The organism is Kitasatospora sp. NPDC048365, assembly GCF_043200835.1.
GTDB classification, from domain to species: domain Bacteria; phylum Actinomycetota; class Actinomycetes; order Streptomycetales; family Streptomycetaceae; genus Kitasatospora; species Kitasatospora terrestris.
On the sequence record NZ_JBICYJ010000017.1, the window covers coordinates 39,245 to 66,163 of the forward strand.

The window sequence follows — 26,919 nt, forward strand, 5'->3', positions numbered from 1 at the left end:
CGGGCGGCCTGCGGCGGCTACATCTGCTTCGGGGACGAAGCAGGCTTCACACGCCGACCACCCAAAGCCCGTACCTGGGGCCGACGAGGCCGCACCCCGGTCGTGACCGTCAGCGGCCGCCGCTCGGGACGCCTGTCCGTGGCCGGGTTGATTGCCATGCGGCCGGGCTCGCGCACCCGACTGTGCCACCGCGTCCTCGCCAACCCTGCGGGCAGAGGCAAGCGCCGCAGCATGGGCGAGTGCGACTTCATCGCCCTGGTCGACGGTGTCCACCACCTCGTCAAAGCGCCGATCGTGCTGGTCTGGAACCGCCTGAACACCCACATCTCCCACGCCATGCGCGAGTTGATCGCCCAACGCACCTGGCTGACGGTCTTCCTGCTGCCCGCCTACTCGCCCGACCTGAACCCTGTCGAATGGGTCTGGGTACACGTCAAGCGCAGCCTCGCCAACCTGGCGGTGGTCGCCCTGGACCGACTCGAAGCCCTCGTCCGCAACCGACTCAAGCGCCTGCAGTACCGGCCAGAAACCCTCGACGGCTTCATAGCCGGCACCGGTCTGACCCTCGACAACCCGCCCACACTCTGACGAGCCGAAGTCAGGATGTGGCCGGGAGCGGGTGGGCGTGTCGCAGTGCCGTGCTCCACCAGCTGCCGGGTCCGCCGGCCTCGGCGAGTTCTTGCTGCCCGCCCGCGCCACGCTGGTGCCGCTCCCCGATCGGCGCCCACCCGACACCGTGCTCACTGCATGCAGAACTCGTTGCCCTCCGGGTCCTGGAGCGTCACGTGGAACCCGGCGGGCTCGTCGACCCGGTACAGGACGGTGGCGCCCAGGGCGGTGAGCCGCTCGATCTCGGCGTCGAGGCGGTCGCGGCCGACGTTGAGGTCCAGGTGCAGCCGGTTCTTGCCGGCCTTCGCCTCGGGCACGGTCTGGAACAGCAGGCGGCGGCCCGAGTCCTCGCGGGTGCTGCCCGGCAGTACGGCGGCCGCGGCGACGGACCAGGCGAGCCGGCCGTTGTGGGTGACGACGTCGGTGTCGTCGGCGTACCCGGCCTCGAGCGCGGCGCGGACGGCGGGTTCGTGGTCCTCGACGGCCCAGCCGAGGGCCGCGGCCCAGAAGTCGGCCAGGCGGTGCGGGTCGGCGGCGTCCACGGCGATCTGGAATCTCACGGGAGAGGTCATGCCGCCACGATAGTGACTGATACGAAGATGAACGGAAATGAGCAACAGAGCCCGCGGCCGGCTCGCCGTCATCTGGTCACCCTGATGTGCCGAAGTCAGTATTGGACCTGCGGGTTGACCTGGACAAGCAGCAGCTGACCGCCTACTTGCGTCTCTCTCCCCGAGCCATCTCCAAGGGGCAGTCAGGGCTGAACATTGCCGATGGGTGGCAACCGGCACCCGCAGGGCCACCGATGCGGGACCGCACGCCGTCCACGAGGCCGAGCAGTGCTGAACCTGAACTCGTGATGTCGGTCTCCACCCGCGCCTGAGACCTGCGGAAATGGGTTCACGCCCATCGGCTGTCCTGCGATCGTGAGCACGTGCCTGAGCGACAGGCGCCGGCCAGTCGGCCTGCCCGTCGTCCTTCCGGCGGCGAGACGTCGAGCAGTTGGAAACCGGTGCCTCGACAGGCGGGCTAATCGACTGATGTGCGATCAGGTCAACTGCGGTGTAAGGGAGTCCGCCGTCAGGAGGCCGCGGGCGGTGAGGACGGGTAGCAGGCCCTCGCCGACCCGGTAGGCCTCCTCGAGGTGGGGCACGCCGGAGAGGATGAACTCGTCGACGCCCAGCCGGTGGTGCTCCTCGATCCGGTCGGCGACCTCGGTGTGGCTGCCGACCAGGGCGGTTCCGGCGCCGCCCCGGACCAGGCCGAAGCTGGCCCACAGGTTCGGGTACACCTCGAGGCGCCCGACCTCGCCGCCGTGCAGCTCGCGCATCCGCCGCTGGCCCTCCGACTCGCTCAGCGCCAGGGCCTGCTGGGTGTCGCGGATCCGTGCCGGGTCCATCCCGGCGAGCAGCCGGTCGGCCTCCGACCAGGCCTCGGCGGAGGTGTCGCGGGTGATGGTGTGCAGCCGGATGCCGAACCGCGGCCGACGCCCGTGCGCGGCGGCCAGCGTCCGGATCCGGTCGATCTTCTCCGCGACCCGGTCGGGCGGCTCGCCCCAGGTGAGGTAGACGTCCGCGTGCCGGGCGGCGACCTGCTCCGCCGCCGGCGACGAACCGCCGAAGTACACCTCCGGCACCGGGTCGGGCAGCCGCTTCAGCCGGGCCCCCTCGACCCGCAGGTGCGGGCCGTCGTGGTCGACCCGCTCGCCGCGCCACAGCCGCCCGGTCACCGACAGGAACTCGTCGGTGCGCGCGTAGCGCCCGTCCTTGTCGAGGAAGTCCCCGTACGCGCGCTGCTCCGGCGATTCGCCGCCGGTGACCACGTTGAGCGCCAGCCGTCCGCCCGAGAGGTTCTGGTACGTGGTCGCCATCTGGGCGGCCAGCGTCGGGGAGACCAGGCCGGGCCGGAACGCCACCAGGAAGGTCAGCCGCTCGGTCAGGCCGGTCAGCATCGCGGTGGTCAGCCAGGCGTCCTCGCACCAGGGCCCGGTCGGGGTGAGTGCCCCGGCGAAGCCGAGCTGTTCGGCCGCCCGCGAGATCTGCCCGAGGTAGCCGAGGGACGGCGGCCGGTCGGAGCCGGCCACCCCCGGGGTCGAGCCGTGGCCCCCGCCGACCACCTGGCGGCTGTCGCCGGTGGTCGGCAGGAACCAGTGCACGCTCAGCGCCACGGACCCTCCCCGGCGCCGGGCGCGAAGCCGCCGAACCCGCCGTCGTGGTGCACCAGCGGTTCGCCGCCCTCGGCGTCGGCCGCCACCACCTCGCCCACCACCAGCAGGTGGTCGCCGACCGGGTGCAGGCCGACCCGGCGGGCCGTCAGGCGGGCGGCGACGCCCTCCAGCAGCGGGGTGCCGTGCGGGCCGGCGGTCCACGGGACGCCGGCGAACCGGTCGACGCCGCTGCGGGCGAAGGCCCGCGCCAGCTCCTCCTGCCCCCGGTGCAGGAGGTGCACGGTGAACGCGTCCGCCGCGGGCGCCGTGGACGCCGTGGTCGACAGGTAGAAGGAGACCAGCGCGGGATCGAGGCTCACCGAGGTGAACGAGGTGACGGTGAGACCGCCCGGCCCCGGCGCGGCGATCACCACCACGCCGGCGGCGTGCCGGCGCAGGGTGCAGCGGAGCAGCTCGGCCGGCGCGGTGGCGGGCGGCCGTTCGTCGACGGCGGTCATGGGCGGAGTCCTTCCTGCGAGCTCTGGATGGGCCAGACCCACGTCGCCCCCGCCACCGCCTCCTCCGACCACCACCACGGCGAGTCGGAGACCGCGATCCACGTGATCAGCGGCCACCCCGAGTTCGTCTTCCTCGACCACTCCTCCGGCGAACCGGTAGAGGTCAGGCTGTGCACCGGGCCGTGCGACTACATCTTCGTCCCGCCGTTCGTCCCGCACCGCGAGGAGAACCCCGACCCCGAGCACGAGGCCGTGGTGGTGATCGCCCGCTCCACCCAGAGGCGATCGTCGTCAACCTGCCCAGCCTGCACGGCGAAGCGCCGCCCGCGCCCTGACGTCCGCCGCCTCGATGCCCGGGGGTCCGGCTGCGCCCGTCGAAGATCGCAACGCCTACGATCGGGGCGTCGACCGGACGAGGGGCGGGCGGGGATGGCCGAGGAGTTGGCGGAGCAGCTGCGGCAGCTGCGCGATCTGACGGGGCGCAGTCTGCGCGAGCTGGCCCGGGACGTCCGGGGCAGCAGCTCCTCGCTGTCGCGGTACTTCTCCGGGCAGACCGTCCCGCCGTGGCCCACGGTGGTGGCGCTGTGCCGGGTGGCCGGCCGCGACCCCCGGCCGCTGCGCGAGGTGTGGGAACGGGCCCGGAGCGGGCCGGTGGAGCCGAGCGCGCCCGCCGCTCCGCCGGTGCGCAACGAACTCCCGCACGACGTGACCCCGTTCGTCGGCCGGCGCGAGGCGCTGGACGAACTCCTGGCCGCCGCACGGGAGTCGTCGGTGGTGGCGGTCGACGGCATGGGTGGGGTGGGCAAGACCGCGCTGGCGGTGCACGCCGCGCACCGGCTGACCGCCGACTTCCCCGGCGGACAGCTCTACCTGGACCTGCACGGCTTCACCCCCGGACGGGAGCCGCTGGAGCCCGCAGAGGCGCTGCGGGTGCTGCTGTCCGCCCTCGGGCTGCCGCCGGGCCGGATCCCCGAGGCGGTCGCCGAGCGCGCCGCGCTCTGGCGGTCGGAGCTGTCGACCCGGCGGGCGCTGGTGCTGCTGGACAACGCCGCCGACGCCGCCCAGGTGCGCGACCTGCTGCCCGGCGCGGGCCGCTGCTTCGCCGTGGTCACCAGCCGCCGCCGGATGGTGGAGCTGGACGGCGTCCGGCCGGTCTCGCTGGACGTCCTGTCGGCCGGGGAGGCGGCGGAGCTGTTCGTGGAGTCCGCCGGCGGCAGCCGGCCCGGTGACGTCGGCGAGGTGCTGCGCCGGTGCGGCAACCTGCCGCTGGCCGTCCGGGTCGCGGCCGCCCGCCTGCGGCACCGCCCGGCGTGGACCGTCGACACCCTGGTGGAGCGCCTGCGTGAGGGGGAGTTGGCGGTCTCGGACGTGTTCGCGATGTCGCTGCGCCAGCTGGACGCGGCGCAGCGCAGGATGTTCCGGCTGCTCGGCCTGGTGCCGGGCGAGGACATCGACGCGTACGGTGCGGCCGCCCTGGCCGGGATCCCGCTGGGCAACGCCCGCTCCCTGCTGGAGGACCTGGTCGACGTCCACCTGCTCCAGGAGCCGGCGGCGGGCCGCTACCGGATGCACGACCTGCTGCGCCAGGCCGCCCGCGCGGACGCCACCCCGGACGGTGAGGAGGCCGATCCCGGGTCGGCGGTCGCCCGGCTCGGCGACTACTACCTGAGCGGCCTGCTCGCCGCGAAGGCGCTGACCGAGGTCCTCGTCCCGCTGCCGGTCGCCGTGACCCAGCCGCCGCCCGCGCTCCCCGGCTTCGCGGACCACGACCGGGCACTCGACTGGGTGGACGCCGAGTGGGTCAACCTCACCGCGGCGTTCGCCCTCGCCGTGGAGCTGCGGATCGACGCCATGGCGGTCGGCCTGGCCCAGCTCGGCACGATCTCCAACGCGCGCCGCGGCGGCGTGGCGCAGCAGCGCCGCGGGCTGGAGCTCAGCCTGCCCGCCGCGGAGCGGCTGGGCGACCGCCGGATGCTTGCCTCGCACCGGTACTTGCTGGGCGTCACGCTGATGCGGGTCGGTCGGCCGGCCGAGGCGGTGGCCGAACTGCGGTCGGCCCGCGGGCTGATGGCCGCGGAGGGCGACACGATCGGCGAGGTGATGGCCCTTCACCAGCTGGCGGAGAGCCTGGTGTATGTCGACCGTGCGGCGGAGGCCGTGGAACTCCTGCGGCAGGCCGATGAGTTGGTTCCGCCGGACGCGGTCGCGGTGCGCGTCCGGGTGCTCGGCGGCCTGGGTCAGGCCCTGGTGCAGTTGGGCAGGTTCGCGGAGGCGCGCGAGGCCGTCACGCAGGCGATCGGCACCGCGCGGGGACTGGACGGGCAGACCGAGCGGATGTGCCTGGACGTGCTCGGCTGGGCGGCCCTCGGCGAGGGCGATGCGGAGGGCGCCCTGGCGTTCGCCGAGCGGTCCACCGGGATCAACCGGACCACCCGGCACGCGGTGTTCGAGGCGGTGAGCCTCACGGACGCCGCCGTCGCCCTGCGCCGGCTCGGCCGGTCCGCGGAGGCGGCCGCCGGGCACGCCGACGCCGTCGGGATCCTCCAGCGGATCGGCGAGCCGCACTGGCTGGCCCGGAGCCACCTCGCGTACGGGGAGTCCTGCCTGACTGCGGGCGACCGGGAGGCGGCCGCACCGCAGTTCGCGGCGGCGCTGGACCTCGCGGCCGCGCACGCCCTCGACTACCTGGTGCCGGCGGCACGTTCGGGTCTGGCCCGGGTGTCCTGAGCACCTCCCTGGCGCACCGTCTTCGGGTTCATGGCCTGCTGGGCTGAGGCCGGGGCGATCGGCCGGATCCGAGACCAGCTCCGCGCCCGGGTCCGCCGCGACGTGAGCCGGGCGGCCCGGTCCCACCTGCGGCACGTGTCCGGCGACCATGCTGCCACCGCCCCGCCGCCCGTCAGCCGATTTGGCCTCACGGCACCCGACATCGGATGTCGGCCTGTCGGTCGGCTAGACACTCCCGACGTATACGCGCAGCTCGGAGCGCCCGGTCGGCACCTTCCACCGGCGCAGAGCGTCCATTCCGCCGGTGGGCCAGCCGTCGGCGTTCTGGTCGGCGATGAACCGCACGACCCGCTGCTGCATGTCGCTCAGGTCTCCGAAGGACTGCGGCGCTTCGGCGGGTTCGCCCGGAAAGACCGACGTGAACAGCCTCTGCGCCGTGTAGTACCTGTCGTAGTACGTCTCGACGCCCCTGCAGTCAGCCAGACCCGCGAGCATGGCCTCCACCGCCCGCAGCGTCGTGGCCCCGGACGTCTCGGCCAGGGCCATCGCCGCGAGGCTGCGGTAGGAGCCACTCAGGAACGACATGGTCTCAGCCCTCTCCGGCGGCCGGGCGACGACCTGGATCAGCACGTCGACGACGGCCGGGCCTGCGATGCCGAGCTGCGTCAGTGCGAAGGCGGAGGCCCAGCGCAACTCGACGACAGGGCTGTCCAGGTAGTCCTGGATGAAGGGGACGGCCGCCGGATCGCCGAGCAGCCCGAGGGCGACCAAGCCCGTTGCCGCAGCACCCGGCGAGGCTTCATCGGCGACGAACGCCTTCAGCAGCGGAATCGAGGTCGCCGCGGACTCGGGGAACCACGCGAACAGCTTCGCCGTCTCGGCGCGCAGCTCAGGGCTGTCCGAGGTCAGTAGGACGGCGAGGGCGGGAAGCGCCTCCCGAACGGCGTTGTAGGACAGCACGATCGCCTCGGCGTCGATGAGTGCCTGCTCCCAGCTCCCCTCGCGCTGCTTGCGCTGATCGTCGTCCGTGGCTTCGGCGATCCATTGGGCCCAGTCTTCGGCTTCACCTCGCAGGTCTGCCAGGTTGTCGCGGTCCTGCCTGGGGTCGTAGCTGTTCGGCAGGTAGTTGTTGTCCAGCCCGATCGCGATGGCGACCAGCAGGCGGACGAACCGGTACCTGTTGACCAGTCTCGGGTCGAGCGCCATCCGCACGAGAAACGGAACGGTGTGCACCGCAGCCTGCGATCGCGTGCCCTGGTGCACGATGTGGTTCGCGAGCTGCGCGCTCGGCGGGTACTGGCCCTCCCAGTCCCCGGCCTGCATCGCCCGGAGATGTCCGGGGACGTCGTCGGCCTTGCCGTAGGAGTGCTGCAGTTCAACCCAGGGCACATCGTCCAGGCCGGCAAGAGGGTCGCTAGTCACAGCAGCAGATCCTGGCACACCAGGAGTTCGACTTCGGCCTCCGAGCCGTCCCGCGCAGGGTGACGGTCCCGTTCCTGGCGGCGCGGAGCTGTCCCGTCCCGTCCCGGGACAGCCGATGACCGGTCGGGCGAACCGGGCGGGGCGCGGCTGCGCCAAGGCGTGGGCGGTGCGGGCGCTGTCCCGGGCGGCGCGGTGCCGGCTGTTCCGGTCCGTGCGCCGGGGCCAGGCTCTCCGGCATGGACTCCGCACCCGCAACTCCCGCTCTGCTCGCCGTACTCGACACGCTGCCCGCCCGCTGGGAGGTCGACGGGACGCTCCCCGCGCCGCCCGACGCCGTCGCCGCGCTGTTGCTCGCCGTCGCCGAGGGGCGGGTCGGCGACGACAACCTGCTGGTCCTGGCCCGGGCTCCGGCGGCGCGGCAGGGCGCGATGACACTGGTGCCCGGGGCCGCCGCCGGCTGCTACCGCGCCGAACTCGCCGGTTCGGTGGAGCCGGTGGAGATCGAGGTGGACCGGCTCCGGTCGCGGCTGGCGGTGCAGAGCTGGTACGCCGGCGTGCACTCGGTCGAGGTCTGTCCCGTCGGCACCCGGGTGGTCCACCGCGTCCACCGGGTCCGGCCCGGGCATCCGGGGTTCACCGCCGGGATCGCCGAGGTGGGCCTGCGGACCCGGATGTCCCGCGACCTGCGGCAGGTGCTGGCCGTGATCGCCGACCGGCTCGGCTGCGGGCCGTCGTCCGCGTAGCGTTCACTCGCCATCCATTGCAACGCTCCATCGACTGACGTTGCGTTACTTCGCCGCCCATTGCAACATATTCTCTGCCCTGAACTGCAGTGATAGCGATTCATCGCGTCGAGTTGATTGCCGCATCGTGAAAAGCAACGTAGCGTTTCCATCATCAGAAACAGCGAAGCCCAAGGAGCTCGTCATGCAGAAGTTCGCCACCCCCGCCCCGGTCGCCGCCGTCGTCGAGATCCCCGCCGGCCGTCTCCAGCTGGTCGCCGGTGACCGCGCCGACACCGTGGTGGAGGTCCGGCCGGCCGACCCCGGCCGGAAGCGGGACGTCCGGGCCGCCGAGCAGGCCGTCGTCACGTACGCCGACGGGATCCTGCGGATCCACCTCCCGCAGTCGGACGCCTCGCTCGTCGGCCCCACCGGGGCGCTGGACGTCACCGTCCTGCTTCCCGCCGACTCCGGCATCGAACTGCGTTCCGCCGCCTGCGAGTTCAGCAGCACCGGCCGGATCGGCGAGGTCGCCGTCGAGGGAGCGTACCGCCGGATCGCGATCGACGAGGCCGCGGCCGTCCGCCTCGCCGCCGTCGACGGGGACGTGGAGGTCGGCCGGCTTGCCGGCCCGGCGGAGATCTCCACGACCCGGGGCGACATCCGGATCGCGGAGGCCGTGCGCGGCACGGTCGTGCTCTCCACCCTGAGCGGCGACATCACGGTCGCCGCCGCCGCGGGAGCGTCCGCCGCCCTGGACGCCGGTACCACCCTCGGCCGGATCAGCAACTCCCTGCGCAGCGACGGCGACGCCGAGCTGCGGATCCGCGCCACCACCACGCGCGGCGACATCACCGCCCGCAGCCTCTGAGCACTGCCCACCACCACCTCGGAAACGGGAGAACCCCCATGCCTTCGTCTGTGATGCCCGCGCCGCGCGAGCAGGGCGGCCCGCAGCCGCCCGCCGCCATCACCGCCTCCGGCCTGCGCAAGTCGTACGGCGACAAGGTCGTCCTCGACGGGATCGACCTGCGGATCCCGGCCGGTTCCGTGTTCGCCCTGCTCGGGCAGAACGGTGCCGGCAAGACCACCACCGTGAAGATCCTCTCCACCCTGGTCGGCGCGGACGAGGGGACGGCCCAGGTCGCGGGCCACGACCTGGCCGGCTCGCCGCAGGCCGTACGGGCCGCGATCGGCGTCACCGGCCAGTTCTCCGCCGTGGACGGGCTGATCACCGGCGAGGAGAACATGCTGCTGATGGCCTCCCTGCACCACCTGTCCAAGCGGGAGGGGCAGCAGGTCGTCGCCCGACTGCTGGAGCGCTTCGACCTGGTGGAGGCAGCGAAGAAGCCCGCCTCCACCTACTCCGGCGGCATGAAGCGCCGCCTGGACATCGCGATGACCCTGGTCGGCAGCCCGCGGATCATCTTCCTCGACGAACCGACCACCGGCCTCGACCCGCGCTCCCGCCACACCATGTGGGGGATCATCCGCGAACTGGTCGCCGACGGCGTGACCGTCTTCCTCACCACCCAGTACCTGGAGGAGGCCGACGAACTCGCCGACCGCATCGCGGTGTTGAACGACGGCCGGATCGTCGCCGAGGGCACCGCCGAGGAGTTGAAGCGGCTGATCCCCGGCGGACACGTCCGGCTCCGCTTCCTCGACCCGGCGGCGTACCGCTCGGCCGCCACCGCGCTGCCCGACGCCGCCGAGTACGCCGAGGCACTGGCGCTCCAACTCCCCAGCGACGGAAGCCAGCGCGACCTGCGCGCGATCCTCGACCGGCTGGACGCGGCGGGCGTCCAGGCCGACGAGCTCACCGTGCACACCCCCGACCTCGACGACGTGTTCTTCGCCCTGACCGGCGGCCCCACCACCCAGACCCAGCCCGAGGAGGCTGCCCGATGAGCTCCCTGTCCCTCGCCGTGCGCGACTCGTCCACGATGCTCCGACGCAACCTGCTGCACGCGCGCCGCTACCCGTCACTCACCCTGAACCTGCTGCTGACACCCGTCATGCTGCTCCTGCTCTTCGTCTACATCTTCGGCGACACCATGAGTGCGGGCATCGGCGGCGGCGATCGCTCCGCGTACATCGCCTACCTCGTCCCGGGCATCCTGCTGATGACCATCGGCAGCACCACCATCGGCACCGCGGTCTCGGTTGCCACCGACATGAGCGAAGGCATCATCGCCCGCTTCCGGACCATGGCGATCCACCGCGGGTCGGTCCTGATCGGGCACGTCGTCGGCAGCGTCCTGCAGGCCGTCGCCAGTGTGGTCGTGCTCGGTGCCGTCGGCGTCGCGATCGGTTTCCGCTCGGTCGACGCCACGGCGCTGGAGTGGCTCGCCGCCTTCGGGCTGCTCGTCCTGTTCGCCCTGGCACTGACCTGGATCGCCGTCGGCATGGGCCTGATCAGCCCCAACGCCGAGGCCGCGAGCAACACCGCCATGCCGCTGATCTTCCTGCCGCTGATCTCCAGCACCTTCGTCCCGGTCCACTCCATGCCGGGCTGGTTCCAGCCGGTCGCCCAGTACCAGCCGTTCACCCCGGCCATCGAGACCCTGCGCGGCCTGCTGCTGGGCACGGAGATCGGCAACAACTGGTGGATCGCCCTGCTGTGGTGCCTGGGCCTGACCGTCCTCGGCTACCGCTGGTCGCAGGCGGTGTTCAACCGCGATCCCAAGTGACCGGCCCCGTCCCGCCCACGGCGGCGTACCCCGACCCCGCGTCGGCGTGCGCCGCCGGCGGCGTTCAGTCCGTTGCCCGGAGGCGCTCAGGGTGCCGGGCTCTCTTGTTCGGCTTCGACCTGGGCGTTCCAGTCGCGCTTGGAGGCCTGCCAGCCGTCCTCGTTGTGGCCGAGGCGCCAGTAGCCGGAGATGGAGAGGTCCTCGCGGGGGACGGCGAGGTCGACGCGGAGGTGGGCGCGGAGGTCCTTGACGGTGCCGGCCTCGCCGTGGACGAAGGCGTGCATCCGGCCTTCGGGGTGCTGGAGGGTGCGGACGGCCTGGACGAGGAGTTCGCCGGCGGGTCGGTCGCCGCGGTGCAGCCAGGTGACCTCGGCGGTCGTGGCGAGTTTCTGTTCCTCCTCGGGGCCGGCGACCTCGACGAAGGCGTGGACGTGGGCGTCGGTGGGGAGGGCTTCGAGGGCGGCGGCGATGGCGGGCAGGGCGCTCTCGTCGCCGGCGAGCAGGTGCCAGTCGGCGGTGGGGTCGGGGGTGTAGCCGCCGCCGGGGCCGAGGAAGCGGACGGGGTCGCCGGGCCGGGTGCGGGCGGCCCAGGGGCCGGCGAGTCCTTCGTCGCCGTGGATGACGAAGTCGACGGTGAGTTCGCGCTGTTCGGGGTTCCAGGCGCGGACGGTGTAGGTGCGGGTGACGGGCCACTGCTCGCGGGGGAGGTCCTCGCGGATGCGTTCCAGGTCGAAGGGCTCGGGGTAGCTGACCCCGGCCGGGGCGAAGAGGATCTTGATGTAGTGGTCGGTGTACGCGCCGGCGGTGAACTCGGCGAGGCCGTCGCCGCCGAGGACGACGCGCTGCATGTGGGGGGTGAGGCGTTCGGTGCGGACGACGTGCGCGGTGTGCGGCTTCCGGGGCTTGCGGGCCGGACGCTGGGTCATGAGGCTCCTCGGGGGCGGTGGGGCGCGTACGCCTGCGGCGGGTACCAGGCGTCGGTGGTCAGGGGGCTGTCGGGGGTGGGCCGGTTGGAGGTCAGCCGGCGGTTGAGGTGCTCGCCGTTGGCGCCGTGCCGGGCGTAGTGGTCGAGCAGGAGGTCGTGGCCGAGGTCGTTGGTGAGGTCGCGCCAGACGGTGTGGACGTGCTGGCCGGCGGCGACCGCGTTGTCCGCCTCGACCAGCAGTCCGGCGGTGGAGATCCGGTAGTAGTGGGCGGTGTCGGGGCTGGTGCCGCCGGCCCAGGCGAAGTGCAGGGTGGAGGGGTGTTCGCGCAGGACGGCCTCCCGGTACCGGGCGGTGATCTCCTCCGGGCCGGTCTCCACGTAGCGCAGCAACAGCTCACGGACGGCGGCCAGTTGGCTGCCGTCGAGGTCGGCGCCGCTGACCCCGCTGGGCGCGGCCTTGACGAAGCGGAGCCGGCGGCGGTCCTCGTCGGTGATGGTGTAGCCGACGATGCCGAGGTCGACCGGGTCGGACCACTCCTCGGCGCCGACCAGCGGCACCTGGCGGGTGACGAAGTCGGCGGGGGCGGTGTCGTGGACGATCGCCCGGGCCCGCAGGTCGGGGGTCAGGTCGTGCAGGATCTCGAAGGCCCGTCGGCCGTGTTCGCCGAGCGGGTCGAGGACGCCGGCCGGGATCGGCATCGCGCCCATCGCCATCGGGGTGATGGTCAGGTACCGCTGCGCCACGATCGTGAAGCTCAGGGAGAGGTGGTGGCCGATGATCCGCCACCCCCAGGTGTCCTCGAAGCCGGGGCGTCCGAAGACGGTGATCCAGTACGCGTCGGGGCTCCGGAAGTCACCGGCGAAGACGCCGAACTCGCGCTCGATGACGTCGAGTTCGCGCAGGATGTTTTCGGTGGCCATGACGGCCAGCACCTGGCTGTAGCCGCGCGTGCTGAGGCCGGACTTGAGCAGGGTGTGGGCGAGGGTGCGCTGGTGGGCGTCGAGCTTGCTCAGCGGGACGCCGGTGCGGTCGGGCTTGGGGATGAAGTCCCAGTCGAGGCGGCGCGGGTCGTCCATCGCGGGGATGTGCATCGCGGCGCGCAACTCCGGGCCGAGCGAGTCCAGCAGGGCCCAGGCGGAGAACAGCATCCGCTTGATGGCGCGGGGTGCTTCGAAGTCGGTGGCGGGCTGCCGGGGCATGGGTGGTCCTCCTGCGTCACACGGCCGGGTCGTCGGGCAGGACGGCGAGCAGGTCGCAGTGGATCCGTGCGGAGCCGTCGAGGTGCGCGGCGACCGCCTGGCGGGCGGGTCGGTGCGCGGGGTCGGGGAACATGGCCAGCCACTCGCGGTTGAGCGCCTTGCGGTCGCCCGGGTCGGCCAGGTGGAAGGTCATCCGGAGGATGTGGTCGGGGCTGCCGCCGGCGGCGGCCATGAGGGCGCGGACGTGCGCGAAGAGGTTGGCGCACTGCTCGTCCAGGGTCGGCGGCATGGCCCGGGTCAGCGGGTCGCGGCCGGTGAGGGCACCGGAGGCGAGGAAGGGGCCGATCCGGGCGGCGGCCGGGATCGGGTTGACGTGCCGGAAGCCCGGCAGGTCGATGCTGGTCCGCTCGGGCACGGCTCAGCCCTCCGCGACGATGCGGTTCTCCAGGGCGCCGAGGCCCTCGATCTCGGCGTGCACCAGGTCACCGACGCGCAGGAAGTTCCCGGTCGGTGCGCCGATGCCGGACGGCGTGCCGGTGGCCAGGACGTCGCCGGGCATCAGCGTGAACACCTGCGTCAGGTAGGCGATCTGCTCGTAGATGTTGTAGATCATGTCGTTGGTGGGCCAGTCCTGCCGGACCTCGCCGTTGACGCTCAGGGTCATCCGCAGCGCGTGCGGGTCGGGCACCTCGTCGGCGGTGGTGAGCCAGGGGCCGATCGGGCCGTGGGTGTCGAAGGACTTGCCGAGGGTGAAGGTGGGCGAGCGCTTCTGCAGCCAGTCGCGGACCGACACGTCGTTGGCCACCAGGTAGCCGGCGATCACCGAGGGGGCGTCCTCGGCGGAGACGTTCTTGCAGCGCCGGCCGATGACGACGCCGAGCTCGATCTCGTAGTCCAGCTGCTCGGAGAGGTCCGGCTTCACGATGTCGTCGGTCGGGCCGGCGATGCAGGAGACCTGCTTGTTGAACCACAGCTGGCTGGTCGGGACGGGGATGCCCGCCTGCCGCGCCTCCTCCGCGTGCTCGCGGTAGTTCATGCCGATGCCGAGGAACTTCTGCGGGTCGTCGACGGGCGCGTCCAGCACGACCTCCGACAGGTGGTGCCGCGGGCCGCGCGCCGCCTCGATCCGCTGCCGCAGGGCGGGCAACTCGGGCAGCAGGGCGCGCAGCGAGGTGCCGAACTCCTCGGAGAGGTCGGTGACCAGGTCGCCGTCGACCCGGCCGAGGCGGACCGGACCGGTGGGGAGGTGGAACCGTGCGAGCTTCATGCCGGTCAGCCCTTCTGCTCGATCGTGGTGGCGGCGATGGACGCCTTCTCGGCGTCGGTGGCGGGCCACACGTGCTCGCCGTCCGGGGTCATCTGGAAGCTGAGGTAGCGCCAGGCGCCGTCCTCGCAGCGGCGCAGCACCTGGACGACCTGGCCCTGGAGGACGCGCTCGGTGCCGTCCGGGCTGTCGAGCCGGTTGCGGATCCGGCCGGTGACGATCGCCACCTCGCCGACCAGGCGGATCGTCAGGGGGCCGCGGGCGATGTCCAGGTAGGCCTTGCGGGTGGCGACGTGCTCCAGCAGCTGCGCCTTGTCGTGGGTCACCCCGGGGGCGTGGGTGTGGACGATGGTGGCGTCGAACAGCTCGTCGAGGGCGGGGACGTCGACGGCGAGGAGGGCGGCGCGGCGCCGCTCCTCCACGGCGAGGATCTCCGCCCGGACGGTGTCGTCGGCGTACGCGACGGTGCTCATGGGAGGGCTCCTTCGAAGCGGGGTGGGGGCGGCCGACCCGTCGATGACGGCAACGGGCCGGCCGCCGGTCAGCGGGACCCCGGGGGGTCAGCGGTACGCGTGCTCGGTGCGGAACCCGGTGGTGTCGCCGGCCTCGTGGCCGGGGCGGGGCTGGCCGACCAGCGCGTGGTACTTGCTGAAGATGGCGTCGGCCTCGGCGAGCGGCAGGACGTCCTCGATGTCGGTGAACCGCTCGCCGCCGGTGCGGTCCTCGACCATGCGGCGGATCACCTCGTAGCCCTCGCCGCGGTGGGCCATCACGATGCCGTTGACGGCCTGCAGCCGCTGCTCCTCGAAGGCCGCGAGGGCGGTGGGTACGTCGGGGATCGTGGCGAGCTTCTCGGCGAGCGCGCCGCCGTCGACGATCGCCTGGCAGGCGCCGTTGCCGCCGCGCGGGTACATGGCGTGCGCGGCGTCGCCGATCAGCAGGACCCGGCCGTCGGTCCAGGTGTCGAGCGGCTCGTGGCGGATCAGCGGGAAGAGGTAGACCTCGCGCGCCTCGCGGAGCATCTCCCGGACGTCCAGGTGCACGACGTCGCAACTCTCGTAGTAGGGGAGGATCTCCTCGATGCCGCCGAGCTGGTTCCAGTCCTCGACGGACTCGCTGCGGGTCGCCTCGACCACCCAGTTGACCAGGACCTTGCCGGTGCCCTCCCAGTCGTTCGCGATCGGGTAGACGATCATGCTGGAGTGCTGCGGCGCGCCGATGTGCAGGATGGTGCCGCCGCTGCCGAAGGGCTCCATCAGGGTGGTGCCGCGCCACATGGTGATGCCGGAGTAGACGGGCTCCGCGTGGTCCGGGTGCATCTGCCGGCGGAGCGCGGACTTGATGCCGTCGGCGGCCACCGCGAGGTCGGCGGTGACCTGCGAGGCGTTGCCGTCCAGGTCCTCCAGGTCGAGGGTGACCCGGTCGTCGTGGTTGGTGTAGCCGGTGCAGCGCAGGCCCAGCACCACGGCGTCCTCGCCGAGGCGCTCCAGCACCGTGCGGTACAGCAGCATCTGCAGTCGGCCGCGGTGGACGAAGCGCTGCTCGTGGAGGTAGCCCATGTGCACGCCGCACAGTTCGGCGTAGATCTCCTGGCCGTACTTGTTGTAGAAGATCGAGTCCTTGGCGTCGACGGATATCGCCCGGAACTCCTCCAGCAGGCCGAGCTCCTCCAGTTCCTTGGTGCCGTAGACCTTGACGTCGATGCCGACGCCGAGCGGCTTGAGCTCGGGGACGGTCTCGTAGATGCGGGGACGGAAGCCGCGCTGGTGCAGGCGCAGGGCGGCGGCCAGGCCGGCCGGGCCGGCGCCGATGATCGCGATGTCGAGCGGGTTGCTGGTCATGGGGGTCCTCGGGGCTCAGTGGGTGGGGGTCCGGGCGGGGTCGGTCCCGTGCAGGAACCGCAGGGTGGTGTCCCAGGCGCGCGCGGTGCTGCGGGCGCTGTACGCGACGACGTCGGGGCGTGGGGAGTCCTTGGCGTGCGGCGAGGTGAAGGCGTGGACGGTGTCGCCGTAGAGGTGCAGCTGCCAGTCGGTGCCGGCGCCGGTCATCGCCGTGGTGAGGGCGGAGCGCATCGCGGCGGTGCCCATCGGGTCGCCGTCGCCCACGCAGAGCAGGACGGGTGCCGGGCCGGCCGCGGACCAGTCGGGGGCGACGGTGTCCAGGCCCGGGTGGATGCCGATCACGCCGGCCACCTCGTGGCCGGTGCGGGTGTACTCGAGGGCGGAGGAGCCGCCGAAGCAGTACCCGAGCACGGCCACCGGCGCGGCCCCGGTCTCGGGCTGCTCCAGCAGCGCCCGGTGCGCGGCCCGCACCCGGCGCATCCAGCGCGGCCGGTCGGCCGCCATGGCGGCGATCAGCGGGCCGAACTCGCGCTGGTCGGCGGGCAGCAGCCCCTCGCCCCACAGGTCCGCCACGAACACCGGGTGGCCCTGCTCGGCCAACCGCTGAGCGGTGCCGATCATGTGCTTGGTCACTCCGTACGCGTCGGGCAGCAGCAGCACGGCCGCCCCGGTGCGGCCGCCGGCCGGTGCGCACAGGTGCCCCAGCAGGCGGGTCCCCTCGTCCCAGTACTCGATGTCGCGTGCGATCACGTCGCTCATCAACGCAGACGTCCTCTCTCGACGGCTCGGCGCCGCCCTGCACGAGAACATAAACGAGATCATGTACGATTTCAATCACGAAATCTGTTGTGCCCGGCGACCGGCCCGGCTAGTGTCCGTATTCGATATCGCACACGATTCGGTCGGTTGTCCGACCCGCGATGAGAGGGATCCCTCCCGTGACCGTTGTAGACATCAACATCCACCACCTGCCGGAGGACCTGTTCTCCAACCCGAAGATCCTCAACGGCTTCCTCGACAGCGCCCCGCGCGGCTTCGGGGAGATCGCCCGGGTCGCCGACCTGGAGGACGGCCGCAAGCAGTTGATCCTGGAGAAGCCCGCCGGCTACCAGAACCTCAACTACGTCGACGGCGACTACAGCGCCGAGGCCAAGCTCAAAGCCATGGACGAGGCCGGCGTCGACTACGGCATCATGCGCGTCCCGGTCTGGCAGGAATGGCTCGGCCTGGAGACCTGCCGGGAGGTCAACGACAACGCCCACCAGATCGTCGAGCGCTCCGGCGGCCGGCTGTTCGCCACCGCCTGCGTGCCCCCGTGGGGCGGCAAGGAGAACATCTACGAGCTGGAGCGCTGCGTCAAGGAACTCGGCGTGGTCGGCGTCCAACTCGCCTGCCACTACGGGCAGATCTACCTGGACGACCCGGTCTTCGAGCCCTACCTGAAGGTCATCGAGAAGCTCGACATCCCGGTCATCGTCCACCACACCCCGCTGCCGGTGGAGTGGCGCTCGATCATCGACTACACCAACCTGCGCCGCGAGTTCGGCCGGATCACCGACCAGGCCACCGCGGTCGGCCGCGAGCTGTTCAGCGGCATGTTCGACCGGATGCCCGGCCTGCGCTTCGTCCACACCATGCTCGGCGGCAACTGGTTCGCCAACACCGCGCTGCTCACGCCGCACAAGTCCAACAAGAAGGAAGCCCTCGACCGGCTCGACCCGAGCGGCGGCGAGAAGATCCAGAGCTACCTGCAGAACAACATCTTCTTCGACCTGACCCACCCGCACTCCTGGGGCAAGGACCAGGTCGAGTGCGCCCTCAAGGTCAACGGCGCCGACCACTACATGTTCGGCTCCTCCTTCCCGGTCTTCTACGGCTGGATGAGCCAGGGCGTCGACTTCCTCAAGAACACCGTCGAGATCAGCGACGAGGCCCGCGAGCAGGTGCTCTCCGGCAACGCCAAGCGCCTCTTCCGCCTGCCGATCTGACCCGCTGCCCACCCAACGGAGGCCCCACCATGAGCCACGACGCCGCGAGCGACCGGGACATCGACGGCTACTTCTCCACCGCCCGGGTCGCCGCCCGGCCGGAGGCGGTCGAGCTGCCGGCCGACAGCTGGACCGCGTACCTCATCGACCACGACGACCCGATGCTCGCCGACGTCCGTGGCATGACCTGGGAGGAGTTCACCCAGGACCGGTACCGGGCGCCCTTCCTCCAGGAGCTGCTGAGCTCCTGGCGCGCCCTGTACGACGAGCCGTTCACCGGCCTCACCTCGGACGGAACCCTCCGTCCCGGGCTGTACGACCTGCCGCCGCACCCGGACGCCGACCCGGAACCCCACCGGGCGGCCGAGCGGCTGCTCGCCTCCCTCAGCGAGCAGCAGCGGCGGCGGCTGCTCCACCCCGTCACGGCACCCGAGTGGCGGGCGTGGAGCAACCCCGAGTTCGTGATCCACCGGGTCGGCCTGCGCCTGGAGGAGCTCGCCGAGGAGCAGGTGCAGGCGGCGCTCGCCGTGGTCCGGGCCTCGCTCAGCCCCGAGGGCTACGCCCTGGTCACCGGGGCGATGGCGCTCAACGGCGCCCTCGGCGAACTCGTCGACCTGCCGCAGGTGATGAACGACCGCAGCTACTGGTTCTCGCTGTTCGGCACCCCCGACCCGCGGGAGCCCTGGGGCTGGCAGCTGTTCGGCCACCACGCGGCCGTCAACTTCGTCTCCGTCGGCGGCCGGCACGTCATCGCGCCGGTCTTCCTCGGCGGCGAACCCGCCCTCACCGACGACCACCCGCCGCTGTTCGCCGACCGCGAGTCCGCGGCGCTCGCCCTGGCCGGCTCGCTCGACGCCCGGCAGCGGGAGAGCGCGGTCGTCTACCCGTCCGTCCTCGACCCGGCGATGCCCGAGGGCCGGGTCCACCCCGCCGACGAGCGGCACGTCGCCGGCGCCTTCCGCGACAACCGGGTGGTCCCCTACGAGGGCATCAGGGCCGACGAGCTGACGGACGGCCAGCGCGCGATGCTGCGCGCGCTGATCGCCGACTGCCTGGTCCTGCTGAAGGAACCCCAGCGGGAGGCCACCCTCGACCTGGTCGACGCCCACGCGGACGACACCTGGTTCGCCTGGTACGGCGCGACCGACGGCTCACAGCCCTTCTACCTGCGCGTCCAGAGCCCGGTGATCGTCGCCGAGCTCGACCACCACGCGGGCGTCTGGCTGAACAACCGGCTGCCGGCCCGCTTCCACGTGCACACCACGCTGCGCCACCCGAACGGCAACGACTACGGCCGGGCGCTGATCACCCGGTGGCAGGAGCGGGAGCGGTGACTCAGCGCCCGCCCGACTCGCGGGAGAGCTCGGCCTCGTACCGGGTCACCGCTTCGACGGTGCGCAGCTCGTGCCGGCGGGCGGCGGTCTCGATGGTCTCGGCGTCGGCCGCGGACTCGATCAGTTCGAGGATCGCGGCGTGCTCGGCCAGTGACGCCTCCGCCCGGCCCGGCGCGTACCAGAACGCCGACTTGCGGATCACCTCCAGCCGCGCCCACTCGTTGCAGACCATCGTGACCAGGCGCTCGTCGCCGGCCCGCGAGGCGAGCAGCTCGTGGAACTCCCGGTTCAGCCGCCCGAACCGGGCCGGGTCGAAGGCGGCCAGCGCCTCGCCCATCCCGCGGTTCAACGCGTGCGCGGTCTCCAGGTCCTCGGCGGTCAGGTGCGGCGCGGACAGCGCCGTCGCGTACCCGCCGATCCGGGCCAGCAGGCTGAGCCCCTTCTGCCAGGCGTCCGTGTCGAACGTCCGCACCAGCGCGCCGACGTTCGGGACGATCTCCACCCAGCCCTCGGCCTCCAGCCGGCGCAGCGACTCGCGCCACGGTACGGAGCTGATGCCGTACTCGCGCACGAGCTGGTCGATGACCAGGCGGTGGCCGGGCCCGTACGTGCCGTCCATGATCCGCTCCTTGAGGATCTGGAAGGCCTGCTCGGCTTTGGTCGTCATGTCGCAGACTCTACTGAAAGGAACACACGGTGACTGAACCCGGGAGGGCCGAGAGCCCCGTTCCACCGCGGTCGGGGAAGATCATCGCCGTTCACGCCGGCTACGCCTCGCGCGCCGCCGAGTCCGGGAACCGGCCCGCGCACCCCTCGTACTTCCTGAAGCCGACCAGCTCACTGGCCCCCTCCGGCGGCGAGGTCGAGCGGCCGGTCGGCACCCAGCAGCTGACCTGCGAGGGCGAGATCGCCCTGGTCATCGGCCGGACGGCCCGCCGGATCGGCCTCGAGGAGGCCTGGGCCCACGTCGGCTGGGTGACCGCGGCCAACGACCTCGGCGTCGGCGAGCTGCGGGCCCAGGACCACGGCTCCCTGCTGCGCTCCAAGGGCCGCGACGGCTTCACCCCGTTCGGCCCCGACCTGATCGACGCGGCCGCCGTCGACCCCGGCGCCCTGCGGGTGCGCACCTGGGTCAACGGCCGGCTCGTCCAGGAGGACACCACCGCCGGCCTGCTGTTCCCGCCGGCACGGATCGTCGCCGACCTGTCCCAGCACCTCACCCTCGAACCCGGCGACGTCGTCCTCACCGGCACCCCGGCCGGCTCCCGCGTCCTCGCCCCGGGCGACGTCGTCGAGGTCGAGGTCGACGCCCCGAGCGCGTCCGAGGCACCGAGCTCCGGGCGGCTGCGGACCACCGTCGTCGAAGGCCGTGTCCCCTTCGACCCCGCGCTCGGCGCGCTGCCCGCCCCGGCCGCCCGCCCCGACGCGCTCAGTGCCGAGCTGCGGGAGAAGCTGGCCCGTACCCCGGTGGCCGGCCTCTCGGCGCAGCTGCGCAAGCGCGGCCTGGACAACGTGCACATCGACGGCCCGCGGCCGCTCACCCCCGGCAGCCGGATCGTCGGCACCGCCCGCACGCTGCGCTTCCTCCCCAACCGGGAGGACCTGTTCGCGGCCCACGCCAGCGGCCACAACGCCCAGAAGCGGGCCTTCGACGCCGTCTCCGAGGGCGAGGTGCTGGTGATCGAGGCCCGCGGCGAGGCCGGCGCCGCGACCCTCGGCGACATCCTGGCGATCCGCGCGCAGGTCCGCGGGGCCGCCGGCATCGTCACCGACGGTGGGGTGCGCGACGCGGAGGCGGTCGCCGCCGTCGGCATCCCGGTGTTCGCGCTGGGCCGGCACCCCGCCGTGCTCGGCCGCCGGCACGTCCCCTGGGACCTGGACCTGGCCGTCGCCTGCGGCGGCGCCACCGTCCGGCCCGGCGACGTGATCGTGGCCGACGCGGACGGCATCGTGGTGATCCCGCCCGCCCTCGCCGAGGAGGTCGCCGACGCGGCCCTCGCCCAGGAGGACGAGGACGGCTGGGTCGCCGAGCAGGTCAGGGCCGGCCACGGCATCGACGGCCTGTTCCCGATGGACACCCACTGGCGGGCCCGGTACGCGCAGCGGGAGACCGCGCAGTGAGCGCGCCCGCGGCGGAGGGCAAGTCCCAGCTGGCCCACCGGTGGATCCGCGAACGCATCGCCTCCGGCGTCTACGGCCCCGGCTACCGCCTGGTGCTCAGCGCGCTGGCGGGCGAGCTGGAGATGAGCGTCGTCCCGGTCCGCGAGGCCGTCCGCGCGCTCACCGCCGAGGGCCTGGTCACCTTCGAACGCAACGTCGGCGCCCGGGTCGCCCACGTCGACGGCGCCCAGTACCGCTTCATCCTGCAGGCCATCAGCATGCTGGAGAGCGCCGCGACCGCCCTGGCCGCGCCCTTCGTGACCCCCGAGGACATCGACCGGGCCCGCCGGCTCAACGCCGTCGTCCGCCACGGCCTGCCCGACCTGGACCCGCGGGTCTTCCGGGAGGTCAACCAGTCCCTGCACAGCACCCTGTACGCCAACTGCCCGAACCCCCGGCTGCTGGAGATCATCCGGGGCGAGTGGGTCCGGCTCGGCCACCTGCGCGGCTCCGCCTCCGGCATCGCGCCCGGCCGCGCCGCCGAGGCCGTCCTCGAACACGAGGCGCTGATCGACCTGATCGAGCGCGGCGCCCCCGCCGAGGACATCGAACGCGCCGCCCGCCACCACCGCGCCGGCTCGCTCACCGCCGACCTGACGGTCCGCCACCCCGGCCTGGACCGCTGCGACCTGACCCTCCCCGAAGGAGCGTGAATGCTGACCTCCCGGACCATCGACGCCCTGGCCGCCGAACTGACCGAGGCCCACCGGCAGCGCTCCGTGCTGCCCCGGATCACCGCCCGCCACCCCGAGGCCACCGTCGAGGACTCCTACGCCGTCCAGCAGGTCTGGCGAGACCAGCAGCTGGCCGCGGGCCGCCGACTGGTCGGCCGGAAGATCGGGCTGACCTCGAAGGCCATGCAGGCCGCCACCGGCATCACCGAACCCGACTACGGCGTCATCCTCGCCGACACCGTCCACCAGACCGGCGCGGTCCTCGACTTCGACGCCTTCGCCAACGTCCGGATCGAGGTCGAGCTCGCCTTCCTGCTCGACCGCCCGCTGGAGGGCCCGCACTGCACGCTCTTCGACGTGCTCGACGCGACCCGGTACGTGGTGCCCGCACTCGAGGTCCTCGACTCCCACCTGGAGCTGGAGGGCCGCACGATCGTCGACACCATCGCCGACAACGCCGCGTACGGCGCCGTGGTGCTCGGCGGCAACCCGGTCCGCCCGGATGCCGTCGACCTGCGGTGGATATCCGCCCTGCTGCACCGCAACGAGACCGTCGAGGAGAGCGGCGTCGCCGCCGCCGTCCTCGGCCACCCCGCGCGCGGCGTCGCCTGGCTCGCCGACAAGCTGCACCAGCACGGCGGCCGCCTCGAAGCCGGCGAACTGATCCTCGCCGGCTCCTTCACCAGGCCCATGTGGGTCTCGCGCGGCGACACCGTCCTGTGCGACTACGGACCGATGGGAACCGTCTCATGCCGCTTCCAGTGACCCCTCCCGGCACCTCGACCCTGCGTCACCGCCTGGCGTCCGCCGACCGGCCGCTCGCCGGCATGTGGGTGTGCAGCGGCAGCCCGCTGGTCGCCGAGATCTGCGCCGGCGGCGGGCCCGACTGGCTGCTCATCGACATGGAGCACGCCCCCAACGGACTCGAATCCGTCCTCGCCCAGCTGCAGGCGGTCGCCGCGTACCCCGTCGACGCCGTCGTCCGGGTGCCCAGCGACGACCCGGTGACCATCAAGCAGGTCCTCGACCTCGGGGCGCGGACGATCCTGGTCCCGATGGTCAACTCGGCGGCCCAGGCCCGCGAGGCGGTCGCCGCCGCGCACTACCCGCCGCTCGGACGGCGCGGCGTGGGCTCGGCGCTGTCCCGTTCCGCGTTCTGGAACCGCATCGACGACTACCTGACCACCGCCGCCGACCGGGTGTCCGTCCTGGTGCAGATCGAGACCGCCGAGGCCGCTGCCCAGGCCGCCGCCATCGCCGCGGTCGACGGCGTCGACGGGATCCTCGTCGGCCCCTCCGACCTGGCCGCCTCGATGGGCCTGCTCGGACAGCAGACCCACCCCGCCGTCACCGCCGCCGTGCGCGGCGCGATCGCCGCCGCCACCGCCGCCGGAGTCCCCGCCGGCGTCAACGCCTTCGACCCGGCCGTGGCGGACGCCTACGTCGCGGCCGGTGCCTCGTTCGTCCTGGTGGCCGCCGACGTCACCGTCCTCGCCCGCGCCTCCGAAGCCGTCGGCGCCCGCTTCCGCCCCTGACCGCCCTTCCCCGGGCAGCACCGATCCGCCGTGACCGACGGGAGGAGAATCCCATGGACCGCATGTCCCTCATGCAGAGCTTCGTGACCGTGGCGCGCAGCGGCAGCTTCAGCGGCGCCGCGAGGGCCCTCAACTTCTCCGGCTCCCTGGTGTCCCGGCACGTCGCCGAACTGGAACGCCAACTCGGCGTCCGCCTGGTCAACCGCACCGCCCGCTCCATCAGCCTCACCGAGGCCGGCATCCGGTACGCCGAGTTCGCCGCCCGCATCCTCAAGGAGATCGAGACCGAATGGGCCAGCATCTCGCACCTCCACGACCGGGCCGAAGGCACGCTCAGCGTCATCGCCCCGCAGTGGCTCGGCAGCCTCGCCCTCGGTGACGCGATGGCGGCCTTCGCCATCGCCCACCCCAGGATCTCCGTACGCTTCGAACTCGGCGGCCTGTCCGACCGGATCCACGACTTCCTCGACGACGGCTTCGACGTCGCACTGCACCCGCGCGACCTGCGCGACTCCAGCGTCCGGATGAAGCGCGTCGCCGCACTGCCCTTCGTCCTGTGCGCCTCCGAGGACTACCTCGCCCGGCACGGAACCCCCACCACCCTTGACGAACTCGCCGACCACGGCTGCCTCGTGCACACCGACGAACCGCAGTGGCGGCTCGGCCGGGGCCGCACCGCCCTGCCCGTCCGGGTCCGCAACGTCGTCTACTCCTCCAACTCCTACCTCGCCCTGCAGAAAGCCGTCACCCACGGCCGCGGTCTCGCCCTGCTCCCGCAGATGGTCGTGGGCGACGACCTGCTCTCCGGCGACCTGCGGCCCGTCCTCCCGCAGATCGGCGTCCCCGAACGGCCGTTGAACGCCATCTACGGCCCCGGCGACACCGTCCCGCGCAAGGTCAGCGTCTTCCTGGAGTTCCTCTCGGCCTGGTTCGCCGAGACCACGGCCGAACGCTGCGACGCCGCCGGCTGACCTCCGCTGCCGCTTCCTGCCACTCCTGCCCCCGCGGGCCCGGCGCCGAGAGGCTCCCACCGAGCCCGGCGGCCCGACTCGCGGTCACCCCACCCAGAACCGGAGTCGCCCGATGTCCCTCTTCGAGCCCGGGTACCCGCCGCCACCGGCCGGCCCCGACCCCGTTCCCGACCCCGCCTTCGACCCCGTCGTCGACCCCCACCGCGGCCCGGACCGCATCCAGCTCCGCCGCACCGCGCGCCGCCTGCGCCACCGCCTGCTCGCCGTCAATGCCGCCGTCGGCCTCACCGCGCTGCTGCTCGGCCCGGCCCTCGGCGGCACCACGGCCACCACCGTCTGGGGCGGCTGGACCGTCGGGATGCTGCTCCTCGCCGCCCAGGCGGCCACCGCGGTGGTCTCCGCCGTCCGGTACGACCGCGCCTGCACCGCCCAGCTCGACCCCCGGGCCGCCGCCCTCGCCGCCGCCCTCCACCGCGAGGCGAACGCCCTCCACCGCGAGGCGACCGGGCGGGCCCGGCCGTGACCGACACCCTCCTGCTCGCCGACGGCGGCTCCGCGCTCGTCACCCCGCTCACCTCCTTCCTCGTCGTCATCTGCATCGGCTTCCTGCTCTGCCTCGCCGCCGGCATGGGCAACGAGACCGTCGCCGACTACTACGCCGCCGAGCGCTCGCTGTCCGCGACCCGCAACGCCCTCGCGCTGTGCGGCGACTTCATCCCCGCGACCGCCCTGCTCACCCCGATCGGCTCGGTCGCGCTCAGCGGCTACGACGGCATGGCCACCACCGTGAGCGCCAGCGTCGCCACGGTCGTCCTGCTCGCCCTCGCCCAACCGCTGCGCAACACCGGACGCCTCACCCTCGGCTCGGTCCTGGCCGCCCGAACCGCCGGCCGGGCAGCGCGGATCGCCGGTGCCGTGGTGACCGTCGCGGTCTGCCTCCCGCTGACCGTCGTCCAACTCGTCGTCGCCGGCGACGCCATCGCGTACGTCGTGGGCTACCGGACCCCGGGCGCCGCCCTCGTCTGCACCGTGCTCAGCGGGCTGCTGATCACCACCTTCGCGGTGTTCGGCGGCATGCGCGGCACCAGCACCATCCAGGCCGGCAAGGCGCTGCTGGTCCTCGGCGTGGTCGTCGCCGTCGCCGCAGTCGCCGCGTCGGCCCTGCACTGGGACCTCGCCGCCCTGCTCACCCGGGCCTCCGCCGACCGCGGCGGCACCGGCAGCTTCCTCGCCCCCGGCCTGCACTTCGGAACCGGCACCACCGGCCGGCTCGACCAGTTCTCGCTCTGCCTGACCCTGTCGCTGGGAGCATCCGTCCTGCCCCCGCTCCTCATGCGGGTCGGCGCCTCCGCGCACGGCCGCGCCGCCCGCCGCGCGGTCCGCCACGCGACCGTCCTGACCACCCTCTACTACGGCGTCGTCGTCCTGCTCGGCCTCGCCGCCGGCGGCATCGTCGGCGTCGACGCCATCACCGCCGACGACCCCCGAGGCAACTCCGCGCTGCTCCTGCTCACCGACGCGCTCTCCCCGCGGGCCGGCAGCGGCTTCCTGTTCACCGCGGTGGCCTGCGCGGTCTTCGTCACCTCGCTCGCCTCGGTGGCCGGACTCGTCCTCGCCGGCGCCGCCGCGCTCTCCCACGACCTGTACGCCGGTACCGCACGGGTCCGCGCACCCCGCGAACTCCCCGTCGCCCAGGGCGCCGTCGTCCTGCTCGGGCTGCTCGGCATCCTCACGGCCGTCCTGCTGCGCGGCTGGAGCATCCTCTTCCTGGCCGCGTTCGCCACCGCCGTCGCCGCCTCCGCGATCCTCCCCGCCCTGGTGTACGCGCTGTTCTGGCCGGGCTTCTCCCGCACCGGAATGCTCTGGACCCTCTACGGCTCGCTCGCCTGCTGCCTCCTCCTGCAGACCTTCAGCCCGACCGTGTCCGGCCAGCCCTACTCGCTCCTCCCCGGCACCGACTTCCACTGGTTCCCCCTGCAGAACATCGCCCTGGTCACCGTCCCCGCCGGCTTCCTCCTCGGCTGGGCCGGCAGCCGCCTCCGCCCACCCACCCCGACCGAACGCACCGCCGCCGCCCGCACCGAAACCGCCGTCCTCACCGCCGTCGACTGACCCCCATCCCGTTCACCGGCCCGGCCCAGCCTCCCGCTGCGTCGGGCCGACATCGTTCAGGCGTCGGCCCGTCAGGTG

Annotated in this window: 27 protein-coding genes; 15 read left to right on the forward strand and 12 right to left on the reverse strand. The window is 72.9% G+C overall.

Annotation, left to right across the window (positions count from 1 at the left end; genetic code table 11):
• Window positions 1-21: 21 nt before the first annotated feature.
• Entirely contained in the window at window positions 22-588 is a 567-nt protein-coding gene (locus tag ACGFX4_RS18975; RefSeq protein ID WP_393075692.1) for a transposase, read from the forward strand.
• Between the two features lie 152 nt (window positions 589-740).
• On the opposite strand, the gene ACGFX4_RS18980 is transcribed toward ACGFX4_RS18975, so the two are convergent.
• The 3 genes from ACGFX4_RS18980 to ACGFX4_RS18990 form a co-directional block, all read right to left on the reverse strand.
• Entirely contained in the window at window positions 741-1,181 is a 441-nt protein-coding gene (locus tag ACGFX4_RS18980) for a VOC family protein (RefSeq protein WP_393075425.1), read from the reverse strand.
• Window positions 1,182-1,657: 476 nt separating this feature from the next.
• Window positions 1,658-2,776, reverse strand: a complete 1,119-nt coding sequence (locus ACGFX4_RS18985; protein ID WP_393075428.1) for an LLM class flavin-dependent oxidoreductase — start codon at window positions 2,774-2,776, stop codon at window positions 1,658-1,660.
• Window positions 2,767-3,273, reverse strand: a complete 507-nt coding sequence (locus tag ACGFX4_RS18990; protein WP_393075430.1) for a flavin reductase family protein — start codon at window positions 3,271-3,273, stop codon at window positions 2,767-2,769. The genes ACGFX4_RS18985 and ACGFX4_RS18990 overlap by 10 nt, the downstream gene beginning before the upstream one ends.
• A gap of 27 nt (window positions 3,274-3,300) precedes the next feature.
• Here ACGFX4_RS18990 and ACGFX4_RS18995 point away from each other — a divergent pair, with 27 nt between their 5' ends.
• Complete coding sequence (locus tag ACGFX4_RS18995; protein WP_393075433.1) at window positions 3,301-6,000, forward strand: helix-turn-helix domain-containing protein; 2,700 nt, start codon at window positions 3,301-3,303, stop codon at window positions 5,998-6,000.
• A gap of 225 nt (window positions 6,001-6,225) precedes the next feature.
• Here the strand turns inward: ACGFX4_RS18995 and ACGFX4_RS19000 are convergent, their stop codons facing one another.
• Complete coding sequence (locus ACGFX4_RS19000) at window positions 6,226-7,422, reverse strand: HEAT repeat domain-containing protein (RefSeq protein WP_393075436.1); 1,197 nt, start codon at window positions 7,420-7,422, stop codon at window positions 6,226-6,228.
• Between the two features lie 236 nt (window positions 7,423-7,658).
• On the opposite strand from ACGFX4_RS19000, the gene ACGFX4_RS19005 reads away from it, so the two are divergent.
• The 4 genes from ACGFX4_RS19005 to ACGFX4_RS19020 all read left to right on the forward strand — a co-directional run bounded on the left by ACGFX4_RS19005 (window position 7,659) and on the right by ACGFX4_RS19020 (window position 10,837).
• Window positions 7,659-8,165, forward strand: coding sequence for a hypothetical protein (locus tag ACGFX4_RS19005; RefSeq protein WP_393075439.1), 507 nt, complete (start codon window positions 7,659-7,661; stop codon window positions 8,163-8,165).
• 184 nt (window positions 8,166-8,349) lie between these two features.
• A complete protein-coding gene (locus ACGFX4_RS19010; RefSeq protein ID WP_393075441.1) occupies window positions 8,350-9,015 on the forward strand; it encodes a DUF4097 family beta strand repeat-containing protein in 666 nt (221 codons plus the stop codon).
• A gap of 38 nt (window positions 9,016-9,053) precedes the next feature.
• On the forward strand, window positions 9,054-10,055 hold the full coding sequence (locus ACGFX4_RS19015) for an ATP-binding cassette domain-containing protein (protein ID WP_393075443.1): 1,002 nt from the start codon (window positions 9,054-9,056) through the stop codon (window positions 10,053-10,055).
• A complete protein-coding gene (locus ACGFX4_RS19020) occupies window positions 10,052-10,837 on the forward strand; it encodes an ABC transporter permease (protein ID WP_393075446.1) in 786 nt (261 codons plus the stop codon). The genes ACGFX4_RS19015 and ACGFX4_RS19020 overlap by 4 nt, the downstream gene beginning before the upstream one ends.
• Before the next feature lie 86 nt (window positions 10,838-10,923).
• Here the strand turns inward: ACGFX4_RS19020 and ACGFX4_RS19025 are convergent, their stop codons facing one another.
• The 7 genes from ACGFX4_RS19025 to ACGFX4_RS19055 all read right to left on the reverse strand — a co-directional run bounded on the left by ACGFX4_RS19025 (window position 10,924) and on the right by ACGFX4_RS19055 (window position 16,826).
• Window positions 10,924-11,763 (reverse strand): siderophore-interacting protein, encoded by an 840-nt coding sequence (locus ACGFX4_RS19025; RefSeq protein WP_393075449.1) that lies wholly within the window; start codon window positions 11,761-11,763, stop codon window positions 10,924-10,926.
• Window positions 11,760-12,962, reverse strand: a complete 1,203-nt coding sequence (locus tag ACGFX4_RS19030) for a DUF3500 domain-containing protein (protein WP_393075450.1) — start codon at window positions 12,960-12,962, stop codon at window positions 11,760-11,762. Before ACGFX4_RS19030 ends, ACGFX4_RS19025 begins: the two co-directional genes overlap by 4 nt.
• 16 nt (window positions 12,963-12,978) lie before the next feature.
• The gene (locus tag ACGFX4_RS19035) at window positions 12,979-13,377 is read right to left on the reverse strand and encodes a RidA family protein (RefSeq protein ID WP_393075454.1); all 399 of its coding nucleotides are present in this window, start codon (window positions 13,375-13,377) and stop codon (window positions 12,979-12,981) included.
• A gap of 3 nt (window positions 13,378-13,380) precedes the next feature.
• Window positions 13,381-14,229, reverse strand: a complete 849-nt coding sequence (locus tag ACGFX4_RS19040; RefSeq protein ID WP_393075456.1) for a fumarylacetoacetate hydrolase family protein — start codon at window positions 14,227-14,229, stop codon at window positions 13,381-13,383.
• A gap of 5 nt (window positions 14,230-14,234) precedes the next feature.
• The gene (locus ACGFX4_RS19045) at window positions 14,235-14,699 is read right to left on the reverse strand and encodes a nuclear transport factor 2 family protein (RefSeq protein ID WP_393075458.1); all 465 of its coding nucleotides are present in this window, start codon (window positions 14,697-14,699) and stop codon (window positions 14,235-14,237) included.
• A gap of 87 nt (window positions 14,700-14,786) precedes the next feature.
• Window positions 14,787-16,067: an FAD-dependent monooxygenase gene (locus ACGFX4_RS19050; protein WP_393075460.1), complete on the reverse strand. Its 1,281-nt coding sequence runs from the start codon at window positions 16,065-16,067 to the stop codon at window positions 14,787-14,789.
• Window positions 16,068-16,082: 15 nt separating this feature from the next.
• Window positions 16,083-16,826, reverse strand: coding sequence for a dienelactone hydrolase family protein (locus tag ACGFX4_RS19055; protein WP_393075462.1), 744 nt, complete (start codon window positions 16,824-16,826; stop codon window positions 16,083-16,085).
• 179 nt (window positions 16,827-17,005) lie between these two features.
• On the opposite strand from ACGFX4_RS19055, the gene ACGFX4_RS19060 reads away from it, so the two are divergent.
• Both ACGFX4_RS19060 and ACGFX4_RS19065 read left to right on the forward strand, forming a co-directional pair.
• Window positions 17,006-18,055 carry an amidohydrolase family protein gene (locus ACGFX4_RS19060; protein WP_393075464.1) on the forward strand — a complete coding sequence of 350 codons (1,050 nt, stop codon included), beginning with the start codon at window positions 17,006-17,008 and terminating at the stop codon, window positions 18,053-18,055.
• Between the two features lie 29 nt (window positions 18,056-18,084).
• A complete protein-coding gene (locus tag ACGFX4_RS19065; protein WP_393075466.1) occupies window positions 18,085-19,389 on the forward strand; it encodes a DUF3500 domain-containing protein in 1,305 nt (434 codons plus the stop codon).
• Between the two features lies 1 nt (window position 19,390).
• Here the strand turns inward: ACGFX4_RS19065 and ACGFX4_RS19070 are convergent, their stop codons facing one another.
• Complete coding sequence (locus ACGFX4_RS19070) at window positions 19,391-20,056, reverse strand: GntR family transcriptional regulator (RefSeq protein WP_393075469.1); 666 nt, start codon at window positions 20,054-20,056, stop codon at window positions 19,391-19,393.
• Window positions 20,057-20,085: 29 nt separating this feature from the next.
• Here ACGFX4_RS19070 and ACGFX4_RS19075 point away from each other — a divergent pair, with 29 nt between their 5' ends.
• From ACGFX4_RS19075 to ACGFX4_RS19105, 7 genes are all read left to right on the forward strand, one after another.
• Window positions 20,086-21,510 carry a fumarylacetoacetate hydrolase family protein gene (locus ACGFX4_RS19075; RefSeq protein WP_393075471.1) on the forward strand — a complete coding sequence of 475 codons (1,425 nt, stop codon included), beginning with the start codon at window positions 20,086-20,088 and terminating at the stop codon, window positions 21,508-21,510.
• Window positions 21,507-22,202: a GntR family transcriptional regulator gene (locus tag ACGFX4_RS19080; RefSeq protein ID WP_393075473.1), complete on the forward strand. Its 696-nt coding sequence runs from the start codon at window positions 21,507-21,509 to the stop codon at window positions 22,200-22,202. The genes ACGFX4_RS19075 and ACGFX4_RS19080 overlap by 4 nt, the downstream gene beginning before the upstream one ends.
• The gene (gene hpaH, locus ACGFX4_RS19085) at window positions 22,203-22,988 is read left to right on the forward strand and encodes a 2-oxo-hept-4-ene-1,7-dioate hydratase (RefSeq protein WP_393075475.1); all 786 of its coding nucleotides are present in this window, start codon (window positions 22,203-22,205) and stop codon (window positions 22,986-22,988) included.
• On the forward strand, window positions 22,973-23,758 hold the full coding sequence (locus tag ACGFX4_RS19090; protein WP_393075477.1) for an HpcH/HpaI aldolase/citrate lyase family protein: 786 nt from the start codon (window positions 22,973-22,975) through the stop codon (window positions 23,756-23,758). The genes hpaH and ACGFX4_RS19090 overlap by 16 nt, the downstream gene beginning before the upstream one ends.
• 53 nt (window positions 23,759-23,811) lie before the next feature.
• Entirely contained in the window at window positions 23,812-24,729 is a 918-nt protein-coding gene (locus ACGFX4_RS19095) for a LysR family transcriptional regulator (protein WP_393075479.1), read from the forward strand.
• 112 nt (window positions 24,730-24,841) lie between these two features.
• A complete protein-coding gene (locus ACGFX4_RS19100) occupies window positions 24,842-25,252 on the forward strand; it encodes a hypothetical protein (RefSeq protein WP_393075481.1) in 411 nt (136 codons plus the stop codon).
• On the forward strand, window positions 25,249-26,841 hold the full coding sequence (locus tag ACGFX4_RS19105) for a cation acetate symporter (RefSeq protein WP_393075484.1): 1,593 nt from the start codon (window positions 25,249-25,251) through the stop codon (window positions 26,839-26,841). The genes ACGFX4_RS19100 and ACGFX4_RS19105 overlap by 4 nt, the downstream gene beginning before the upstream one ends.
• The last annotated feature ends 78 nt before the right edge of the window (window positions 26,842-26,919 follow it).

Excerpts from the sequence above, each read along its gene's own strand:
- ACGFX4_RS19070 (WP_393075469.1), bottom strand. The coding sequence starts at position 20,056 with ATGACGACCAAAGCCGAGCAGGCCTTCCAGATCCTCAAGGAGCGGATC.
- ACGFX4_RS19005 (WP_393075439.1), top strand. The coding sequence starts at position 7,659 with ATGGACTCCGCACCCGCAACTCCCGCTCTGCTCGCCGTACTCGACACG.
- ACGFX4_RS19095 (WP_393075479.1), top strand. The coding sequence starts at position 23,812 with ATGGACCGCATGTCCCTCATGCAGAGCTTCGTGACCGTGGCGCGCAGC.
- ACGFX4_RS19010 (WP_393075441.1), top strand. The coding sequence starts at position 8,350 with ATGCAGAAGTTCGCCACCCCCGCCCCGGTCGCCGCCGTCGTCGAGATC.
- ACGFX4_RS18990 (WP_393075430.1), bottom strand. The coding sequence starts at position 3,273 with ATGACCGCCGTCGACGAACGGCCGCCCGCCACCGCGCCGGCCGAGCTG.
- ACGFX4_RS19045 (WP_393075458.1), bottom strand. The coding sequence starts at position 14,699 with ATGAGCACCGTCGCGTACGCCGACGACACCGTCCGGGCGGAGATCCTC.
- ACGFX4_RS19065 (WP_393075466.1), top strand. The coding sequence starts at position 18,085 with ATGAGCCACGACGCCGCGAGCGACCGGGACATCGACGGCTACTTCTCC.
- ACGFX4_RS19040 (WP_393075456.1), bottom strand. The coding sequence starts at position 14,229 with ATGAAGCTCGCACGGTTCCACCTCCCCACCGGTCCGGTCCGCCTCGGC.
- ACGFX4_RS19030 (WP_393075450.1), bottom strand. The coding sequence starts at position 12,962 with ATGCCCCGGCAGCCCGCCACCGACTTCGAAGCACCCCGCGCCATCAAG.
- hpaH (WP_393075475.1), top strand. The coding sequence starts at position 22,203 with ATGCTGACCTCCCGGACCATCGACGCCCTGGCCGCCGAACTGACCGAG.
- ACGFX4_RS19025 (WP_393075449.1), bottom strand. The coding sequence starts at position 11,763 with ATGACCCAGCGTCCGGCCCGCAAGCCCCGGAAGCCGCACACCGCGCAC.
- ACGFX4_RS19090 (WP_393075477.1), top strand. The coding sequence starts at position 22,973 with ATGCCGCTTCCAGTGACCCCTCCCGGCACCTCGACCCTGCGTCACCGC.
- ACGFX4_RS19020 (WP_393075446.1), top strand. The coding sequence starts at position 10,052 with ATGAGCTCCCTGTCCCTCGCCGTGCGCGACTCGTCCACGATGCTCCGA.
- ACGFX4_RS19055 (WP_393075462.1), bottom strand. The coding sequence starts at position 16,826 with ATGAGCGACGTGATCGCACGCGACATCGAGTACTGGGACGAGGGGACC.
- ACGFX4_RS19015 (WP_393075443.1), top strand. The coding sequence starts at position 9,054 with ATGCCTTCGTCTGTGATGCCCGCGCCGCGCGAGCAGGGCGGCCCGCAG.
- ACGFX4_RS19050 (WP_393075460.1), bottom strand. The coding sequence starts at position 16,067 with ATGACCAGCAACCCGCTCGACATCGCGATCATCGGCGCCGGCCCGGCC.
- ACGFX4_RS18980 (WP_393075425.1), bottom strand. The coding sequence starts at position 1,181 with ATGACCTCTCCCGTGAGATTCCAGATCGCCGTGGACGCCGCCGACCCG.
- ACGFX4_RS19100 (WP_393075481.1), top strand. The coding sequence starts at position 24,842 with ATGTCCCTCTTCGAGCCCGGGTACCCGCCGCCACCGGCCGGCCCCGAC.
- ACGFX4_RS18995 (WP_393075433.1), top strand. The coding sequence starts at position 3,301 with ATGGGCCAGACCCACGTCGCCCCCGCCACCGCCTCCTCCGACCACCAC.